Annotated in this window: 12 protein-coding genes and 1 pseudogene; 10 read left to right on the forward strand and 3 right to left on the reverse strand. The window is 65.6% G+C overall.

The window, feature by feature from the left end; genetic code table 11:
• The first annotated feature begins 54 nt into the window (after positions 1-54).
• The 7 genes and pseudogenes from AB3L03_RS16665 (at position 55) to AB3L03_RS16695 (ending at position 10115) form a co-directional block, all read left to right on the forward strand.
• Entirely contained in the window at positions 55-798 is a 744-nt protein-coding gene (locus AB3L03_RS16665) for a hypothetical protein (protein ID WP_368508931.1), read from the forward strand.
• Between the two features lie 125 nt (positions 799-923).
• Positions 924-3091 (forward strand): annotated as a pseudogene (locus tag AB3L03_RS16670) (hypothetical protein).
• 279 nt (positions 3092-3370) lie between these two features.
• Positions 3371-5806, forward strand: coding sequence for a DNA topoisomerase (ATP-hydrolyzing) subunit B (gyrB, locus tag AB3L03_RS16675; RefSeq protein WP_018455834.1), 2436 nt, complete (start codon positions 3371-3373; stop codon positions 5804-5806).
• A gap of 225 nt (positions 5807-6031) precedes the next feature.
• Positions 6032-7327, forward strand: a complete 1296-nt coding sequence (murA, locus tag AB3L03_RS16680) for a UDP-N-acetylglucosamine 1-carboxyvinyltransferase (RefSeq protein WP_018455833.1) — start codon at positions 6032-6034, stop codon at positions 7325-7327.
• Between the two features lie 261 nt (positions 7328-7588).
• On the forward strand, positions 7589-8983 hold the full coding sequence (locus AB3L03_RS16685; protein WP_204513063.1) for an MATE family efflux transporter: 1395 nt from the start codon (positions 7589-7591) through the stop codon (positions 8981-8983).
• Positions 8980-9468: a DUF2867 domain-containing protein gene (locus AB3L03_RS16690; RefSeq protein ID WP_204513062.1), complete on the forward strand. Its 489-nt coding sequence runs from the start codon at positions 8980-8982 to the stop codon at positions 9466-9468. The genes AB3L03_RS16685 and AB3L03_RS16690 overlap by 4 nt, the downstream gene beginning before the upstream one ends.
• Positions 9465-10115: a 2-hydroxychromene-2-carboxylate isomerase gene (locus AB3L03_RS16695; protein WP_204513061.1), complete on the forward strand. Its 651-nt coding sequence runs from the start codon at positions 9465-9467 to the stop codon at positions 10113-10115. The genes AB3L03_RS16690 and AB3L03_RS16695 overlap by 4 nt, the downstream gene beginning before the upstream one ends.
• Position 10116: 1 nt before the next feature.
• Here the strand turns inward: AB3L03_RS16695 and AB3L03_RS16700 are convergent, their stop codons facing one another.
• Positions 10117-11232, reverse strand: coding sequence for an aromatic acid exporter family protein (locus AB3L03_RS16700; RefSeq protein ID WP_018455829.1), 1116 nt, complete (start codon positions 11230-11232; stop codon positions 10117-10119).
• A gap of 118 nt (positions 11233-11350) precedes the next feature.
• Between AB3L03_RS16700 and AB3L03_RS16705 the strand changes: the two genes are divergently transcribed.
• Complete coding sequence (locus AB3L03_RS16705; protein ID WP_204513060.1) at positions 11351-12718, forward strand: MmgE/PrpD family protein; 1368 nt, start codon at positions 11351-11353, stop codon at positions 12716-12718.
• 6 nt (positions 12719-12724) lie between these two features.
• Here AB3L03_RS16705 and AB3L03_RS16710 read toward each other — a convergent pair whose 3' ends face one another.
• Entirely contained in the window at positions 12725-14152 is a 1428-nt protein-coding gene (locus AB3L03_RS16710; protein ID WP_204513059.1) for a serine hydrolase, read from the reverse strand.
• Between the two features lie 130 nt (positions 14153-14282).
• Positions 14283-15359, reverse strand: coding sequence for a helix-turn-helix domain-containing protein (locus tag AB3L03_RS16715; RefSeq protein ID WP_204513058.1), 1077 nt, complete (start codon positions 15357-15359; stop codon positions 14283-14285).
• A 264-nt stretch (positions 15360-15623) separates the two neighbouring features.
• Here AB3L03_RS16715 and AB3L03_RS16720 point away from each other — a divergent pair, with 264 nt between their 5' ends.
• Both AB3L03_RS16720 and AB3L03_RS16725 read left to right on the forward strand, forming a co-directional pair.
• Positions 15624-16541, forward strand: coding sequence for a pirin family protein (locus AB3L03_RS16720; RefSeq protein WP_204513057.1), 918 nt, complete (start codon positions 15624-15626; stop codon positions 16539-16541).
• A gap of 77 nt (positions 16542-16618) precedes the next feature.
• Positions 16619-17533, forward strand: a complete 915-nt coding sequence (locus AB3L03_RS16725; RefSeq protein WP_018455824.1) for a phosphoribosylaminoimidazolesuccinocarboxamide synthase — start codon at positions 16619-16621, stop codon at positions 17531-17533.
• The last annotated feature ends 149 nt before the right edge of the window (positions 17534-17682 follow it).

A 17682-nucleotide genomic window follows, 5' to 3' on the forward strand; every position in this document is an offset into this window, starting at 1 on the left:
CAGCCGTTTTGCAATCGCGCAATGACATGCCGCGCGAGACCCCTGGAGAGTGAGATGCGGACGGCAAGGTCCGGGGCGCAAGCTCCGGCACGATGGCGGGCGTTTGCGTGCGGCCTCGTCCTGCTCGCGATCTGCATGCTCGCTGCAAGCGCCGGCGCCGGGATGCCGCATCTCGCGGCGCTGTTTTCCGCCGATCTCACGCCGGATCCCGATGCCAGGCTGCTCGCACCGACCCGCTACAGCTTTCGAGGAATCCACACCACCCTGATGCGGGGCGTCGAAGCGCCGCTTCGGGTCAAGCTCGAAGCCACCGTGCCCGCCGAACTCGGCGACGTCCTAGCCTTCTACCGCAGGGAGCTCGGAAAGCTCGGGTGGCAGGAGCAGCACGATGGCGCCGTCGTCTCCGCCGATCACGTCCAGCTCGCGTTCGCATCTCCGCTCGATCCGGCGATGCTGGAGCTCGGCCGCAAGGGCAGCAGCACCTTGGTTCATCTCGTGCAGAAGAACTCGGATACTGCAACCCGGGCGAACGTCATGCCCGAGCCGGGCCAGGCGAAGCTGGTGTTCAGCAACATCGGCGAGACGGAAGCCGTGCTCGGGATCAACGCGCAGATCATCAAGCGCTCCGCCGGCGCTAACGCCGTCTCGCTGGATCTGGCGCCCGGCAGATATTCCTACGAACTGGGCGTGCCCGGCCGTCCGGCCCACAGCAACATCCTCACCGTCGCGGCCGGCGACGCCTGGGAGCTCACCGTCGGGCGCGACGGCGAGGCATGGTCGCCGCTCCAGCTGTATTGAGCCGTCCGAATCTTTGAACCTGCCCGGTTCCTGCCGCGACTTCTGGTCTGAGGCCCCGCCGACGGTGTCGCAGCCGTTGCAATCGCGCGCGCCCAAGCGCCGCGCGGCATCCTGGAGACGTAACGATGGCGATGATCCCGCGCGGGATGCAAGTCCCGGCACGATGGCAGCTGCTTGCATGCGGTCTCTTCCTGATGGCGAGCTGCTCGATCGCGGCCGGCGCCGACGAGGGCATCGTCGACGTCCACGCGCTGCCCCAGCTCGAAGGTGCGGTGGAAGACATTTCGCGCCCCGATCCCTATAGCGTCGAATATCGCGTACCGATGCGGCAGGCCGTGACGCTGCCCGCGGTCCAAAAGCTCCTGCGCGACAACGGATGGGTGCCCTATGTGATGCCGCTTGAGGAGAAAAGCAGCCTGCTGAAGTTCAGGAAGGGACGACAGGGCCTTTCCGTTCATTTCACGCAGGCGCTCGGCCGGCCAGACCAGTCCGTGGTTTACTACACCACCGACCGGATCTACGGGAACGTGCCATTTCCGGAAGGCGCAAGTGACATCGTGTTCGACGGGACCCGGCCCTATCTCGGCTGCATCGCGCCGACGCCGCTCGATGCAACGTCGGATTTCTACAGCAGCCAGATGGCTGCGATCGGCTGGCAGAAGCTCACGCCGGAAACCGCCGCACGCTGGACCACCAGCCTGAATGAAACCGTTCCCAACGGCCTGCGCGCGTTCTACGCGCATGCCGATAGCAAGGAGACCGGCTTCTATCAGCAGAAGCCCGTGATGCTGACGCTGACGCGCCGCGACGATGGCCGCACCAATGTCGATATCCGGGTCGCCCCCTTCGCGCTGCCGAGCGAGCTCAAAGCCGATAGCGATCTGGCCGGCCTGCCGCGGCCGAGCCCGACCAAGACGGCCAGGGGCTCGGCGGCGCGAGCGACAACAAGCGCGAAATGTCGGCCGCCGCGATGGCCGAGCTGCCGGCCGTGCTCGCCTTCTATCACCGCGAGTTCGCCGCGCGCGGCTGGCAGGAGGACGGCAGCGCGCAGCTCGCACCCGGTGACGAGGTCGCGATCAAGATCTCTTCGGCGGAGGAAACCGGCGTGCTGCGGCTTGGCCGCAAATATGATTTCACCATGGTCAGCCTGACCGCGCAGGTGAAGGACTCCGCGCTTGCCGCCCGTGCCAAGGCGAAGAAAGAGGCGGACGACAAGTTCCTTGGGGATGCGTTAGGTGCGGCCAAGCAGCTCATCACCGCCGACGAAGCCAGGCGCAAGGTGCAGGCGGCCGCATTGTCCGACGCGCCGCTCAACGCGCAGGCCGACAGCAAGATTCCGGTGCCGCTGCCTGAAAACGCCGAGGGTGTGAAGTTCGAGAGCGACGAGGGCAGGCTCGAGTTCTCCTCGACCTCGAGCGTGAAGGCGCTCACTGCGTTCTATCGCGCATCGCTCAAGCCAGCGGGCTGGAAAGAGCAGCCCTCCGTCATCAATCAGCCCAACATGGCGGTGATGGAGTTCGCAAAGAGCGGCAAGTCGATCTCGATGACCGTGATGCAGATGGGACCGAAGGTGAACGTTAGCGCCAACGGCTCCGGTCTGGTCGTCGCCGCGGCGAAGCCCGTCGAGGCCAAATCGACCCAAGCCAAGGCGGTCCAGACCAAATCGAAGGAGCCGCTCACGCCCGATCCCGATTCGGCCCTGCCGGTGCCGACGCAGCACAGCTCGACCGGCATCAGCTCCACGAAATTTCCCGGCAGCGACCAGTCGTTCCGGACCGAGCTCGAAGCCAGCATCCCCGCCGAGCTTGGCGAGGTCCTCGCCTTCTATCGCGCGGAGCTGACCAATCGGGGCTGGCAAGAGAAGGCCGACGGCGCGATCGTGACGGCCGAGCGGGCGGAGCTCGCGTTCACCTCGCCGCAGGGGCCGGCCGTGCTGAAGCTTGGCCGCGCCCGAGACGAGACCACGGTCAGCCTGATGCAGCGAAATCCGCAGGCCGCGGCCAAGGCCGACATCATGCCGAAGGCCGGACAGGCCAGGCTGATGCTCGGCAATATGGGGCCGAAAGAAGCATCGCTGACGATCAACAATCAGACCGTAAAGATCGCGGCCGGCGCCGGCGGTCCGCAATCGCCGAAAGGCCCGATGCTCGATCTGCCGCCAGGCAAGTACCAGTACGCGCTGCGTCTGCCGGGACGCCCCACTCGCACCGAGATTCTCACAGTGGCCGCCGGCGATGCCTGGGGCCTCCTGGTGGGGCCAAACGGAGATGTGCTGCCGCTTCAGATGTATTGAGCTGCAAGGCCGTTCCGGGGCGTTCCAGGCGCCTCGGAACGCCCTCGTCCCCGCAAAATCCACGCCTTCCACGGCCCGAAACGGCTTCCCGAATCGCGCTTTTTCCAAGCCGCCGAATCGGGCTTCGAAGGCCTTGAAAATCGGCCAAAAAATTCTATTTAATCAAAGACTTGCCGGGGGATACTTTGCGCTAGGCGCAATCCGTCTTTCGTGGCACAAATAGCCCGCATATCAGCGCCTTTTGCGCCGCTGATTCGGGCGACATCTCGAAGGCCTCTCATGACAGAACCTGCTCGGCAGACGCCTGCCGAAAACGAACCCTCAAATCCGAGCGATTACGGGGCGGAATCGATCCGCGTGCTCAAGGGTCTCGACGCCGTCCGCAAGCGTCCCGGCATGTATATCGGCGACACCGATGACGGCTCGGGCCTGCATCACATGGTGTACGAGGTCGTGGATAACGCGATCGACGAGGCGCTCGCGGGCCACGCCACGCGCGTGGACGTGATCCTCAACGCCGACAATTCCGTCACCGTGCGCGACGACGGCCGCGGCATTCCCGTCGACATCCACAAGGGCGAAGGCATCTCGGCAGCCGAGGTCATCATGACCCAGCTCCATGCCGGCGGTAAGTTCGACCAGAATTCCTACAAGGTTTCCGGCGGTCTGCACGGCGTCGGCGTCTCCGTCGTCAACGCGCTGTCAAGCAAGCTCGGCTTGCGCATCTGGCGCGACAACAAGGAACACTACATCGAATTCGCCCATGGCGATGCGGTCGCGCCGCTCAAGGTGGTCGGCGACGCGCCCGGCAGGCGCGGCACTGAGGTGACGTTCCAGGCTTCGACGGAAACCTTCAAGAACATCGAGTATGATTTCGCCACGCTGGAGCACCGGCTGCGCGAGCTCGCCTTCCTCAATTCCGGCGTCAACATCGCCCTCTCCGACATGCGTCACGCCGTCGAGAAGCGCGAGGAGATGCACTATTCCGGCGGCGTCGAGGAATTCGTCAAATATCTCGACCGCAACAAGAAGGCGATCGTTCCGGCGCCGATCATGGTGCGCGCGGAATCCAACGGCATCGGTGTCGAGGCCGCGTTGTGGTGGAACGACAGCTACCACGAGAACGTGCTGTGCTTCACCAACAACATCCCGCAGCGCGACGGCGGCACCCATCTCGCCGGCTTCCGCGGCGCGCTGACGCGCCAGGTCAACGGCTATGCCGAGGCCAACGCGAAAAAGGAAAAGATCGCGCTCACCGGCGACGACTGCCGCGAAGGCCTCACTGCGGTGCTGTCGGTGAAGGTGCCGGACCCAAAATTTTCGTCGCAGACCAAGGACAAGCTGGTGTCCTCGGAAGTGCGCCCCGTGGTCGAGAACGTGCTCAACGAGGCGCTGCAGGCCTGGTTCGAGGAGCATCCCTCCGAAGCCAAGATGATCGTCGGCAAGGTGATCCAGGCGGCGGCTGCCCGCGAAGCCGCGCGAAAGGCGCGCGAGCTGACGCGCAAGAGCCCGCTCTCGGTCTCTTCGCTGCCCGGCAAGCTCGCCGACTGCCAGGAGAAGGACCCGGCGAAATCCGAGCTCTTCATCGTCGAGGGTGACTCGGCAGGCGGCAGCGCCAAGCAGGGCCGCAACCGCGAATTCCAGGCCGTGCTGCCGCTGCGCGGCAAGATCCTCAATGTCGAACGCGTGCGTCCCGACAAGATGCTGCACAGCGAGCAGATCGGCACGCTGATCACCGCGCTCGGCACCGGCATCAGCGACGAATTCTCGATCGAGAAGCTGCGCTATCACAAGATCATCGTGATGACGGACGCCGACGTCGACGGCGCCCACATCCGCACGCTGCTGCTCACTTTCTTCTACCGGCAGATGCGCGAGATCATCGACGGCGGCTATCTCTATATCGCCCAGCCGCCGCTCTATAAGGTCAACCGCGGCAAGTCCGAGCAATATCTGAAGGACGAGCGGGCGCTGGAAGATTATCTGATCGATACCGGGCTGGACGATTGCGTCTATATTCCCGGCACCGGCGGCGATCGCACCGGCCGCGACCTGCGCTCGCTGGTCGATGACGCCCGCGCCGTCCGCGGCGTCCTGCGCAGCCTGCACACCCGCTACAATCGCAAGGTGATCGAGCAGGCCGCCATCACCGGCGTGCTCAACAAGGCGATCTACGGCGATCCGGAGAAAGCCGCCGCGGCAGCCCAATACATCGCCGCCCGCCTCGACACGCTCGCCGACGAGGTCGAGCGCGGCTGGATCGGTCAATACGTCGAAGGCCATGGTTTCCAGTTCGAGCGCACCGTGCGCGGCGTCAAGGACGTCGCCCTCATCGATGACGCGTTCCTGGGCTCGGTCGAAGCCCGCAAGCTCGACGAGTACACCGTCAAGCTCCAGGACGTTTATGCCCGCCCCGGCAAGCTGCGGCGCAAGGACACCGAGCACATGGTCTACGGCCCGGTCGATCTGTTCGAAGCCGTCACCGACGCCGGCCGCAAGGGCGTCTCGCTGCAGCGCTACAAAGGGCTGGGCGAGATGAATCCGGAGCAACTCTGGCAGACGACGCTGGACGTCAATGCGCGATCACTGCTCCAGGTGAAGGTCAAAGAGGTCGACGAGGCCGACGACATCTTCACCAAGCTGATGGGCGACGTGGTCGAGCCGCGCCGCGACTTCATCCAGGAACATTCGCTGAGCGCGACGATCGATATCTGAGATCGGATGGCTTGGACGGTCGTCATGCCCCGGACTTGTCCCGGGCATCTAGGTTCTCCGTGCATCTGGCAAAGGCGTGGATGGCCGGGACAAGCCCGGCCATGACGTAGAGACACGGCTGAACCTCCCCCGCCCTCGCGACAAGTGCAGAATTGCTCCCGCGCTCAATTCTCGGTAGTTTCCGCCTCGAAAACCCGCCCACCCAACACGACAGCGAGAGACCCCGTGGCGCCCATCCAGTACATTGTCGAGGGCGGTCACCGGCTCTCGGGCTCGATCGAGCCTTCCGGCAACAAGAATGCGGCCCTGCCGATCATCGCGGCAGCCCTGCTCACCGAGCATCCGGTGACGCTGGAGAACGTGCCGCGGATCCGCGACACCGAGACGCTGGTCGAGCTGATCCGCTCGGTCGGCGCGGCGGCGGAATGGACCGCCCGCAACACGCTTCATATTCACGCCAAGAGCATCCGCGCCGCCGATCTCGATCCTGATCTGTGCGTGCGCATCCGCGCCTCGATCCTGCTCGCCGGCCCCCTGCTCGCCCGCTGCGGCGAAGTGATGCTACCGCCGCCCGGCGGCGACGTCATCGGCCGCCGAAGGCTCGACACGCATGTGCTCGCACTCGAGCAGTTGGGAGCCAAGGTCACCGCGACCGACCGGCTCGAATTCCGCGCTTCGAAACTGACCGGCGCCGACGTGTTCCTGGACGAGCCCAGCGTGACCGCGACCGAGAACGCGCTGGTCGCAGCCGTCGCCGCCCAAGGCACCACCTATTTGCGCAACGCCGCGTCCGAGCCGCATGTGCAGGACCTCGCCAACTTCCTGGTCGCGCTCGGCGCAGGGATCGAGGGCATCGGCACCAACACCATGATCGTGCACGGTCCGGCGACGCTGGGCGGCGCGACCTACCGGATCCAGCCCGACCATATCGAGGTCGGCTCGCTGATCGGACTCGCGGCCGTGACGCGGTCGCCGCTTCGCATCGTGCGCGCGGGCGTCGAGCATCTGCGCTCGATCCGCATGGGATTCGAACGGCTCGGCATCGTCTGCCGCATCGAGGGCGACGATCTCATCGTGCCATCAAACCAGACGCTGAAGATCCAGGACGATTTTGGCGGCCACGTGCCGAAGCTGGAAGACCAGCCCTGGCCGGCCTTCCCGGCCGATCTGATGTCGATCGCGATCGTCACCGCCACGCAATGCGAGGGCGTGATCCTGATGTTCGAGAAGATGTTCGAATCGCGGATGTTCTTCGTCGACAAGCTGATCGCGATGGGCGCGCGTATCGTGCTCTGTGACCCCCATCGCGCCATCATCGCCGGCCCCAGCCGCCTGCGCGGTGCATCGATGATCTCGCCCGACATTCGCGCCGGCATGGCCATGCTGCTCGCGGCCGTCTGCGCCGAGGGCACCTCCACGATCAACAACGCCGACCAGATCGAGCGCGGCTACGAGCGCATCGACGAGCGCCTCAACGCGCTCGGCGCGAAGATCAGGCGCGTGCCTGAACGGAAGGGCTGAGGCGCTTCTTCCCTTCTCCCCTTGTGGGAGAAGGTGGCGTAGGCGGCCTTTGGCCGCCGTTTTTGAGAACGCCGAAGCTTCGCATCGGCTATAGCGCGGGATGAGGGGTTGCTTCAGCGAGTCCTGCTGCTTGAGGGCCGTACGCGGAGAGATCCCCCTCACCCGTCTCGCCGCTGCTGCGGCGAGCCACCCTCTCCCGCAAGGGGAGAGGGAGAAGACCAAGCCATGTTTTCGTCGCCCGGCTGTGCTATTGACCCGGCCATGCTCGACACCGTCCAGCCTCGTTCGCAGCCGCAAGCCGGCGTGCCGCCAAATCCTCTCGCCGACGAATTCGTCGCGACGCTGCGGCTGGCCGTGCCGATGATGCTGACGCAGCTCGGGCAGATCGCGATGATCACGACCGATCTCGCGCTGATCGGGCGGCTCGGCGAGAGCGCGGTCGCAGCAGCAGCGCTGGCGCACACGGTCTATTTCGTCAGCTTCACCTTCGGGCTCGGATTGATGACGGCGGTGTCGCCGCTGGTCGCGCAAGCCTTCGGCGCCGGCGATGTCAGGCGCATCCGCCGCTCTCTGCGCGTCGGCTTGTGGGTCGCGTTGCTGATCTCGCTGCCGATGATGGCCTCGCCGCTCTATGGCGAGCACATCCTGGTCGCACTCGGTCAGGCGCCGCACTCGGCCGCGCTCGCCCAGCGCTATCTGAATGGGCTGGCCTGGGGCATCGCGCCGGCGCTCGGGTTCATCGCGCTGCGCAGCATGATGAGCGCGGTGAACCGGCCGCAGGCCCCGCTATGGATCACGCTCGCGGCGATCCCCGTCAATGCCGCGCTGGTCTACGCCCTGATCCACGGCCTGTTCGGCCTGCCGGAGCTCGGTCTGTTCGGCGCAGGGCTTGCGACCACCATCGTCAATCTCGGCACGTTCGTCGCCACGCTCGCCATTGCGGGGCTGCGCAAGCCGTTCGCGGATTATCGTCCGCTTGCCCATCTCTGGCGGATCGACTGGCCCCTGATGCACAAGCTCATCGCGATCGGCGCCCCGATCTCGTTCTCGCTGCTGCTGGAATATGGCCTGTTCTCTTCGGCGGCGCTGCTGATGGGGTTGATCTCGACCACGGCGCTCGCGGCGCATCAGATCGCGCTCCAGGTCACCGCCGTGCTGTTCATGGTCCCGCTCGGCATCGGCATGGCAGCCACGGTGCGGGTCGGCCACGCCTTCGGCCGGGGCGACCCGGCTGCGGTGAGGCGCGCAGGTCTCGTGGCAGCCGTGATCGGGATCGCGTTCGTCTCGGCCCTCACCGTCGCAATCATTCTCGGCCGCTATGAGCTCGGACGGCTGTTCTTCGGCAGCGGCGAGGCGAGCATGGCGACCGTCGAGCTGACTGCAACGCTGCTGCTGGTCGGCGCGACCTTCTTCATCGCCGATGCCATCCAGACCATCATGGGCGGCGCACTGCGCGGCATCAATGACACCAGGATGACGTTGGTATTCGCCGCGATCGGCTACTGGTGCGTGGGCTTTCCCATCGCCTGGTTGCTCGCTTTTCACGCTGATTTCGGCGCGGTCGGTGTCTGGATCGGACTGTCGATCGGATCGTTCGTCTATGCCGGACTTCTGATCTTGCGCTTCCGGATGCTGACGCGCAAACTGGCGGGATGAACGGGACCGTCCGCGAAGTCATCCCCGATGTCGACGCCGGCACGCTGCTGGCCGGTGCGCAATTCATCGACGCCTTTCGCGTGGAGATCGGCACAGCACCGGTGAATGCCCGCGAGGCCTGCACCAGGATGCTGTTGCACGGACCGCGCTGGATCGGTGCACTGACACGCCTGCGCAACATCCTCGTGAGGCCCTTTGGATTGAAGACATCGGGTGAAGGCGCACCAGCGCCGGGCGGCCTGATCGGCTTGTTTCCGGTGCTGAGCGAAACGCCGGAGCAGCTGGTCGCCGGCTTCAATGATTATCATCTCGACTTCCGCATCGTGGTCGATGTCGCCGGCGAAGCGGTGCTGCGCCACGTCACCCTGACCACGCTGGTGCGGACCAACAATCGGCTGGGCCGCGCCTATCTCGCGTTCATCACGCCCTTCCACAAGCTCGTCGCCCGCAGCATGATGGGGCGGCTCGCGGAGCCGGCCCGATGACGCTCTCCGTCGACCTCTTCTACTCCTTTCGCAGCCCGTTCAGCTATCTGGCGTTGCCGAAAACGCTCAACCTGGTCGAAACCTACGATCTGACGGTGAATTTGCGGCCGGTCTATCCGCTCGCAGTCCGTGTGCCCGGGTTTTTCAAGAAGGCCAGCCCGAACTTCATTCGCTATGTGGTGCTCGACAGCACGCGCGTGGCGCAGCACGAAGGCATTCCGTTCCGCTTTCCCAGGCCCGATCCGATCGTGCAGGACAAGGTGACGTTCGAGGTCGCGGCGGAGCAGCCCTACATCCACCGTCTGACCCGGCTTGGTGCCATGGCGCAGCTCGAGGGACGCTCGCTCGCATTCACCGATGCAATCGCCCGCGTGCTGTGGGACGGCTCGGTGTCGGGCTGGAACGAAGGCGATCATCTCGGGCGCGGCGCCGAAAAGGCCGGCTTCGATCTCGCCGCGATGGATGCCGCAATCACCGCGGACCCTGATCGCTACGAGCAGGTGATCACGGAGAACGAGAAGGACCACGCCGCCTCCGGCCATTGGGGCGTGCCGACCTTCGTGTTCGACAACGAGCCGTTCTTCGGCCAGGACCGCATCGATTTGCTGGTCTGGCGCATGCAGGGCAAGGACCTGATGCGGCGCTAGCTCACTCGGCCAAGCGCGCTGACTTGTCCGACGAGGCTTCCGACCACTCGCCGACGACGCGATCGAGATCGCAGAGATTCTGGTGCATCTGCTCCAGCGAGAAGCCGATCGCGAAGAAGCGCTCGGCGGTGTCGCTCGGCTGGCCGCGGATCAGGCCGTCCTGGCGAACGGCGGCAACCGCCTCGGCGTAATGCTGGAGCGCGACGTGCACGGGATGAATCGGCGGCGCGCCGGCACCAGCCCGCAACGCTTCGGCCGCCGAGCGCAGAAAGCGCACGATCGCCGCACTGACCTCCGCCAGCGGCGCGGCGAGCCGCATCTGCACCTCGGCCGGCAACGGCACCACGGTCGAGCGGCCGATCATCACGACGTCGTGGCGCAGCCGTAGGATCGTTCGCAGCAAGGGACCGGTGTCGGGCCCGCTTGACAGGCGCGCGGCCCGCTCGCGCTCGGCTTCGGCACCGATCGCATTCATGCCCACCATCGCGGTGCCGATGCCGTCCTGGATCCGGTGCAGCGCATCGTTGTCGCGGCCGCGCGTGAGACCCGCGAGCAGCTCGGTGAAGGCGTCCGCGATCAGCTCGAGCAGCCTTGCCGCGCTGGCGCGGATCTGGCGCACCGCGCGCGAGGGCAGCACCAGGAACGAGACCAGCAATCCCGTGATTGCGCCGACCCCGACCTCGCTGACCCGATCGATTGCCGATGTCATGGGATCGGAATGATGCATCGTCGGAACCAGCAGCACGATGATGGCGGTGACCGTCGCTGCATTGAGGCTCGGGTTGATCGCGGCGACGAAGGCGAGTGGCGCGACCGCCAGCACCAGCAGGCCCAACAGGCCGGCCTCGGTCGAATAAGGGATCAGGATCGCGATGGCGCCCCCATAGATGGCGCCGCCGATGGTGCCGAGCACGTAATCGCGCGTCGCCTTCAGCGAGCGCCCGACGCTCAACTGGGTCACGATCAGCGAGGTCAGCACCGCCCAGAGCGGCAGCAGCAGATGCAGCGCGGTGGCGATCGCGTAGGCCGCGGTGGCCGCGACCGTGACCCGGATCGCCAGGCCCAGTTGCGTTCGCCGCGCCCGGACCCGGTCGAACACATCTTTTGGAAGTCCCATCGTGGAATATCCCGATCCTCTTGGAGCCTGCCAAAAGCATAGCTGATGCCCGCAGCCCATGGCCGCTTGAAAGGCCAAATCAGCCCGCCTAACTTGCGCGCCAAAACGAGGAAACACGATGGCCCACGAAACCGCAACGCTCGCTGCCTATGTCTTCAATCTGAAATACGGGGATATTCCGGCGGAAGTGCTGGATCGCGCAAAGGTGCTGACGCTGGACTTCCTCGGCAGCGCCATCCGCGCCCGCAGCGAAGCGGAATCGACCCCCTCGATCCTGAAGATGCTGGAGGCGCTCGCGCTCGACACCAGCGGCGAATCCACCGTGTTCGGCGACAGCAAGACCTGGACGCCGGCGGTCGCGGCGCTGCTCAACGGCGCGCTCGGCCATTCCCTCGACTTCGACGACACCCATGCGGACTCCTCGCTGCACCCGAGCGCGCCGGTCGTTCCGGCCGCCTTCGCCATCGGCGAGATGGTCGGCGCGTCGGGCCGCGACGTGCTGACCGCGATCGTTGCGGGCTATGAGGTCTGCTGCCGGCTCGGCAACGCGCTCGACCCGACCTCGCATTATGCGCGCGGCTTCCATCCGACCGCCACCGCTGGCACCTATGGCGCAGCAGCGGCCGCCGGAAAACTGTTCGGCCTGTCCGAGCAACAGCTCATCGCCGCCTTCGGCGTCGCCGGCAGCCAGGCCGCGGGCTCGCTGCAATTCCTGGTCAATGGCGCCTGGAACAAGCGCTACCAGGTCGGAGCCGCCGCGATGAATGGCGTGATCGCCGCGACGCTGGCGCGCAACGACTTCGTCGGGGCGACGGAATCCGTGGAGGGCAAACATGGCCTGCTCGCCGGCTACACCGACGATGCGCATCCCGACAAGGCGGTCGCCGAGCTCGGCAAGACCTACGAGACCATGAAGATCGGCGTCAAACCGTATCCGAGCTGCCGCTACACTCACGCCGCGATCGACGCGCTGATCGCAATGCGGCGCGAGCACAATCTGACGCCCGATCAGGTCAAGCGGGTCGAAATCGGCCTGCATCGCAACGGCATCACGCTCACCGGCGACGCCGCGACCAAGCGCCACCCGACCTCGATCGTCGGCGGCCAGTTCTCGATGTTCTTCACCGGCGCGCTCGCGCTCGACCAGGGCTCATTTGGCTGGGACGACTACAATCGTCTTGGCGACGCCGCCATCGACGCACTCGCCGACAAGTTCGACGTAGTGCAGGACGATCGCCTCGAAATCGGCCGCACCCACCCCTTTGGCGCGCGCGTGAGTATCACGACGGACGACGGCGTGCATGAGCGGCTCTACGCCGATCCCTCGGGAGAGCCGACCTCGTTCCCGGATGCACAGGCGATGCAGCAAAAATTCTTGACGCTGGCACGCCCGGTGCTGAATGCGCGCGCGGAGAAATTCGCGGACGCGATCATGACGCTGGAGCGGTTCGATCGCGTGGCAAAGGCGACGGAGCTGGGAAGGTAAAGCACCTCAATCCATCCCCGCCACCTTCCCTTTAGCGCGCGTTGCCGCAATCACATCCCGCACCAGATCAAACACACCGTCCGCTTCCGGCGGTGAGTTCGGCGAACGGCCGAGCCGCACGATCACGAGTCGTTCCGACGGAATCACGATCGTATACTGCCCGATCGTGCCCTTGGCGAAGAAGGCATCGCGCGGCCAGCCGTGATCGACGCGAAAGGTCGCGCCAAAGCTGTCGCCCTGGTTGGTCCAGAATCCGGCGCCGATACCGACCCAGGCATTGGGCGTCGCCGACGCCGAGTAATTCACCCAGCCCTCGGGCAGGATGCGTCGGCCGCCGGCGACGCCATCGTTGAGATAGAGTTGGCCGAAGCGTGCCCAGTCGCGCGCGGATGCGAGCATCTCGCTCGACCCCTCGATCGTGCCGGCGCCGTCGAGCTGGAGCGTGACGTGTCGCATGCCAAGCGGCGCGAACAATTCGCGGCGCGCGAAGGCAAGCGCTCCTTCGGGATTGCCGCCGGCGGCATTGCGGATCAGATGCGCGAGCATGATGGTGTTGGCATCGTGATAATTCCACACGGTGCCCGGCGCGGTCGCAAGCGGCATGCTCGCTGCATAGGCGGCCATGTCGGCCTCCACGAATTTCATGCGATTGACCGGCTCGAAGGCGGAGCCAAGCGAGGCCTGAAGCGAGCTGCCGAGTGCCAGGCCCGCGGTGTGGCGCAGCAATTGATCGACGGTGATGGCGTGACGCGGATCGTCCGGATTTGTCCAGGCGGCGACCGGTGCGGGCCCGTCGAGCTTCAGTCGGCCCTGGCGCACGAGGATCCCGGTGAGAGCCGAGATCACGGACTTGGTCATGGAGAAGCCGAGCAGCGGCGTCTCCGGTCCGATGCCGTCCGCATAGCGCTCCGCGATGATGCGGCCCGACTTCATGACGACAATTGCGCGGGTGCGGCGGAATGGCGGCGATGTCGGCTCGGCGAAGGCGCGATCGAGCGCGGCTGACAGTTCCGGGCTTTGCGGCGACACGACCGCGGGGCCGGCGATCTCGGGCAGCAACGCCGGCTGCCTGTCACCAGGCGGCAGCCTGACGTCGGCGATCTCAGCACCGTGCTCGAGTGTGCAGCCGAGGCCCTCGCGATAGATGGCATGGCTGCGGCCAATGCCGAACAGCGTCACCGTGACGTCCTTGCGCGCGCGATCGACCTGATAGTCCATCGCCCAGGTGAGCAGACCGGCGCCCGGCATCGCATCGGCGGTCTCGGTCAGGTTGCGCCTGATATCGAGGCCCGAGACAAACGTCTCCGAGCAGAGCACGTCGGCGATGAAGCCGGTGGCGACCTTGGGCAGGTCATGGGCGCGAACCGCGCCGAGCGCGAGGCCGGCAAAGGCGACGGTGGTGATGAGAAGGACGATCTTGCGGCGGCGGGTCACGGGCTTGCTCCGGCTTGAGGCGCGTGCCGGAGACGAAGCGGCATTCACGCGATGCCCGCTCGCCGGATTTGGAAAACGGCAGAGCCGAAAGCAGCGAGACGCTCGCCGATTCTGAAATAAGCTAGATATTTCAGTGCGCTATAGATTGAATAGCATTCATCTTGAGCCGACGATATTCCGTCGGCGTCACGCCGGTCACGGCCTTGAAGGCGCGGTTGAAGGGACCGAGCGACTGGAAGCCGGAGTCCATCGCGATGGTGATGACCGGGACCTCGGCCTGGGCGGGATCGGCCAGCGCGGCCTTGGCCTCCTCGATCCGGTGGCTGTTCAGGAACACATTGAAATTGCGGTAGCCGAGCCCCTGGTTGATCAGCCGGCGCAGCCGGTATTCGGGAATTTTCAGCCGGCCCGCCAGCACGCCGATGCTGATGTTCTCCTGGCGATAGATCCGTTCGTCCGCCATCAGCCGCATCAGGGCGTCGATGAGCTTTTGGTCGGCGGCATCCTCGCCGATGATAGGCTGGCTCGCCGCGATCGCGGGCGCAGCCTCCGCGGCAGCCGGAAACAGGTCGGCGCCATCGACGCGCATCATCGCATAGGCGATGGCCGCGACGATGCTGGCGAGCACGCCGGTATTGACGGTGTTGGCAACATCGCCGACGTCGCTGCCGGCGAGGATCTGGAGCAGCGCGTTCAATCCGCCATAGAGCGCGGCAGCACAGACGATGAAGACACGGACGCGGCGGCGGCGCTCGACCAGATCGGCCGACCATGAGCCGATCGTCTGCACGATCGCGAGCGCAATGAAGCCGAGCACGATCAGGTTCACCGCGGTGACGGCGACCCGGACATGTCCGCCGGGTGCGATCCAGAGACAGCTGACGAAGCTGAAGGCTGTCACCAGCCCCCAGGTCAATCCGTGCCACCGGCGCAGGCGAAACTCATCGTCGAACAGCGCCCGCGTGAACAGCCAGAACACCACGATATTGCCGGTCGACAACGCGATCAGCGGCGCATGCCATGCCGGTACCAGCGATGATGTTCCGACAGAATAGCTCACAGCATGCGCGGCCGAGCCGAGCGCAAAGGCCGCACCGAGCCGGGCTGCCAGCACATTGCGGAAATCCGAGAGCAATGACGCTGCCAGCACCAGCAGCAGCGCCACGGCGGCGGCGCGAAAGGCGAGTTCGGTTGCGGCTGGGGTCATCGGGTGCTGCGATGGGTCGCGGTTGACATCGGCCGAACATCCTTCGTAGCGCCTGTTTTTTCAAGCACCATCGCTCGCCGCGCGCACTCTGTCATCGCCCGGCTTGACCGGACGATCCAGTACTCCGAGACGGCCATGATTGAACGGATAGGCCGCCGCGTACTGGATGCCCCGCCTTCGCGGGGCATGACAGCGGGCTTAGCCGCGACGCTGGCGCGGAATCCTGCTAGTATCGAGCCCAAGCAATTTAGACGGAGTTTTACCATGAGCTGGCAACCCTCGAACGATCCCGTGCTCGGCGATCCCATGTCCTGCGATGCGCTCGATCTCGTCATCGTGCCGCGCACGCGCGATCTCGGCGACGGCTTCGCGGTACGCCGCGCGTTGCCGCACGGCAAGCGGCAGATGGTCGGCCCCTTCATCTTCTTCGACCATTTCGGGCCGGTGCAGTTCGTCTCAGGCAAGGGCATGGACGTGCGGCCGCACCCGCATATCGGGCTTGCCACCGTCACCTATCTGTTCGACGGCGCGATCATGCATCGTGACAGCGAGGGCAACATCCAGGAGATCCAGCCCGGCGCGATGAATTTGATGACGGCAGGCCGTGGCATCGCGCATTCCGAGCGCACGCCGGATGTGCAGCGCGCCTCGGGGCAGAAGATGCTGGGCCTGCAAAGCTGGATCGCGCTGCCGGCGGGATCGGAAGAGATCGCACCGTCGTTTCAGCACTACGGCGCGGGTGACCTGCCGATGGTCTCCGAGCGCGACTTCACCGCGAAGGTGATTGCGGGCTCGGCCTTCGGCGTCACTTCCCCTGTTTCGATGGTCTCGCCCTGGTTCTACACCGAGGTCACCGCGGTCGCGGGCGCAATCGTGCCGCTCGACCCCGATCACGAGGAGCGCGCCATCTATGTCGTCGACGGCGAGGTCGAGATCGCGAACGAGCGCTACGAGGGGCCGCGGCTCCTGATCTTCCGGCCGGGCGACCGCATCACGGTGAAGGCGCTCAAAGCCACGCGGATGATGTTTCTGGGCGGCGACGCGCTGGAGGGCCCGCGCCACATCTGGTGGAATTTCGTCTCCTCCAGCAAGGAGCGGATCGAGCAGGCCAAGCAGGACTGGAAAACCGGCCGCTTCGCTGCGGTTCCGCAGGAACATGAGTTCATTCCGCTGCCGGAATAGGCTATCCCGGTTTCCGGTCGCGCGATCAGGCGCGGCCGGATGTCCCGTCGCAAGGCCTTGCTCCGAAAGTTCTGCCGATGACCACCATGCTCTCCAGCGACCTGCCCCTGCCCAAGATCGGGCGCGGCAAGGTGCGCGATATCTACGCCGTCGACGACGACCGCCTGCTGCTCGTCACCACGGACCGCATCAGCGCCTTCGATGTCGTGATGGGCGAGACCATCCCGATGAAGGGCGCGGTGCTGACGCAAATCAGCGCCTTCTGGTTCAACGAGCTCGAAGGCGTGGTGCCGCATCACATGATCAGCGCCGACACCGACGAGATCATCGCCGCCGTGCCGGCCTTGAAGCCGCATCGCGCCGAAATTCTCGGCCGCGCCATGCTGTGCCGCCGGACCACGGTGTTTCCGATCGAATGCGTGATCCGCGGTTATCTCTCGGGCTCGGCCTGGAAGGAATATGCAGCAAGCGGAACGCTGGCCGGCGAGAAGCTGAAGGCGGGACTTGTCGAGAGCGAGAAGCTGGAGCCCTCGATCTTCAGCCCGGCGACCAAGGCCGAGACCGGCCATGACGAGAACATTACCATCGCAAAAATGCGCGAGGTCGTCGGCGACGAGACGGCCTACACGCTCGAGAGCATGACGCGCGCGATCTACACGCTCGGCGAGGAGCTCGCCCGCGAACAGGGCATCATCATCGCCGACACCAAGTTCGAATTCGGCCGCGACAAGGACGGCCGCATCATCCTGATCGACGAAGTCATGACGCCGGATAGTTCGCGCTTCTGGGCCGTCGATGCCTACAAACCCGGCCAGCCGCAGGCGAGCTTCGACAAGCAGCCCTTGCGCGACTATCTCGATGTCGAGCGCCGCGCCGGCCGCTGGAACGGCGACGCCCCGCCGCCGCCTTTGCCCGCAAGCGTGGTGGACGCGACCAGCAAGCGGTATCTGGAAGCATATCGCCGCGTGACGGGAAGCGAACTCAAGATCTAGTGCAGGCCTTAGCGTCGTCCTGGACCAGCGAACGAAGTGAGCGCCGATCCAGGACCCATTACCGCCGGGCGCGGTTTGGCGAAGACTGTGGCCGTCACCTCGCGCCACGACTCCTCCCTGGGATAATGGGTCCCCTGAGTTCACAAACG

It is taken from the genome of Bradyrhizobium lupini (assembly GCF_040939785.1).
In the GTDB taxonomy this organism is placed as follows: Bacteria; Pseudomonadota; Alphaproteobacteria; order Rhizobiales; family Xanthobacteraceae; genus Bradyrhizobium; species Bradyrhizobium canariense_D.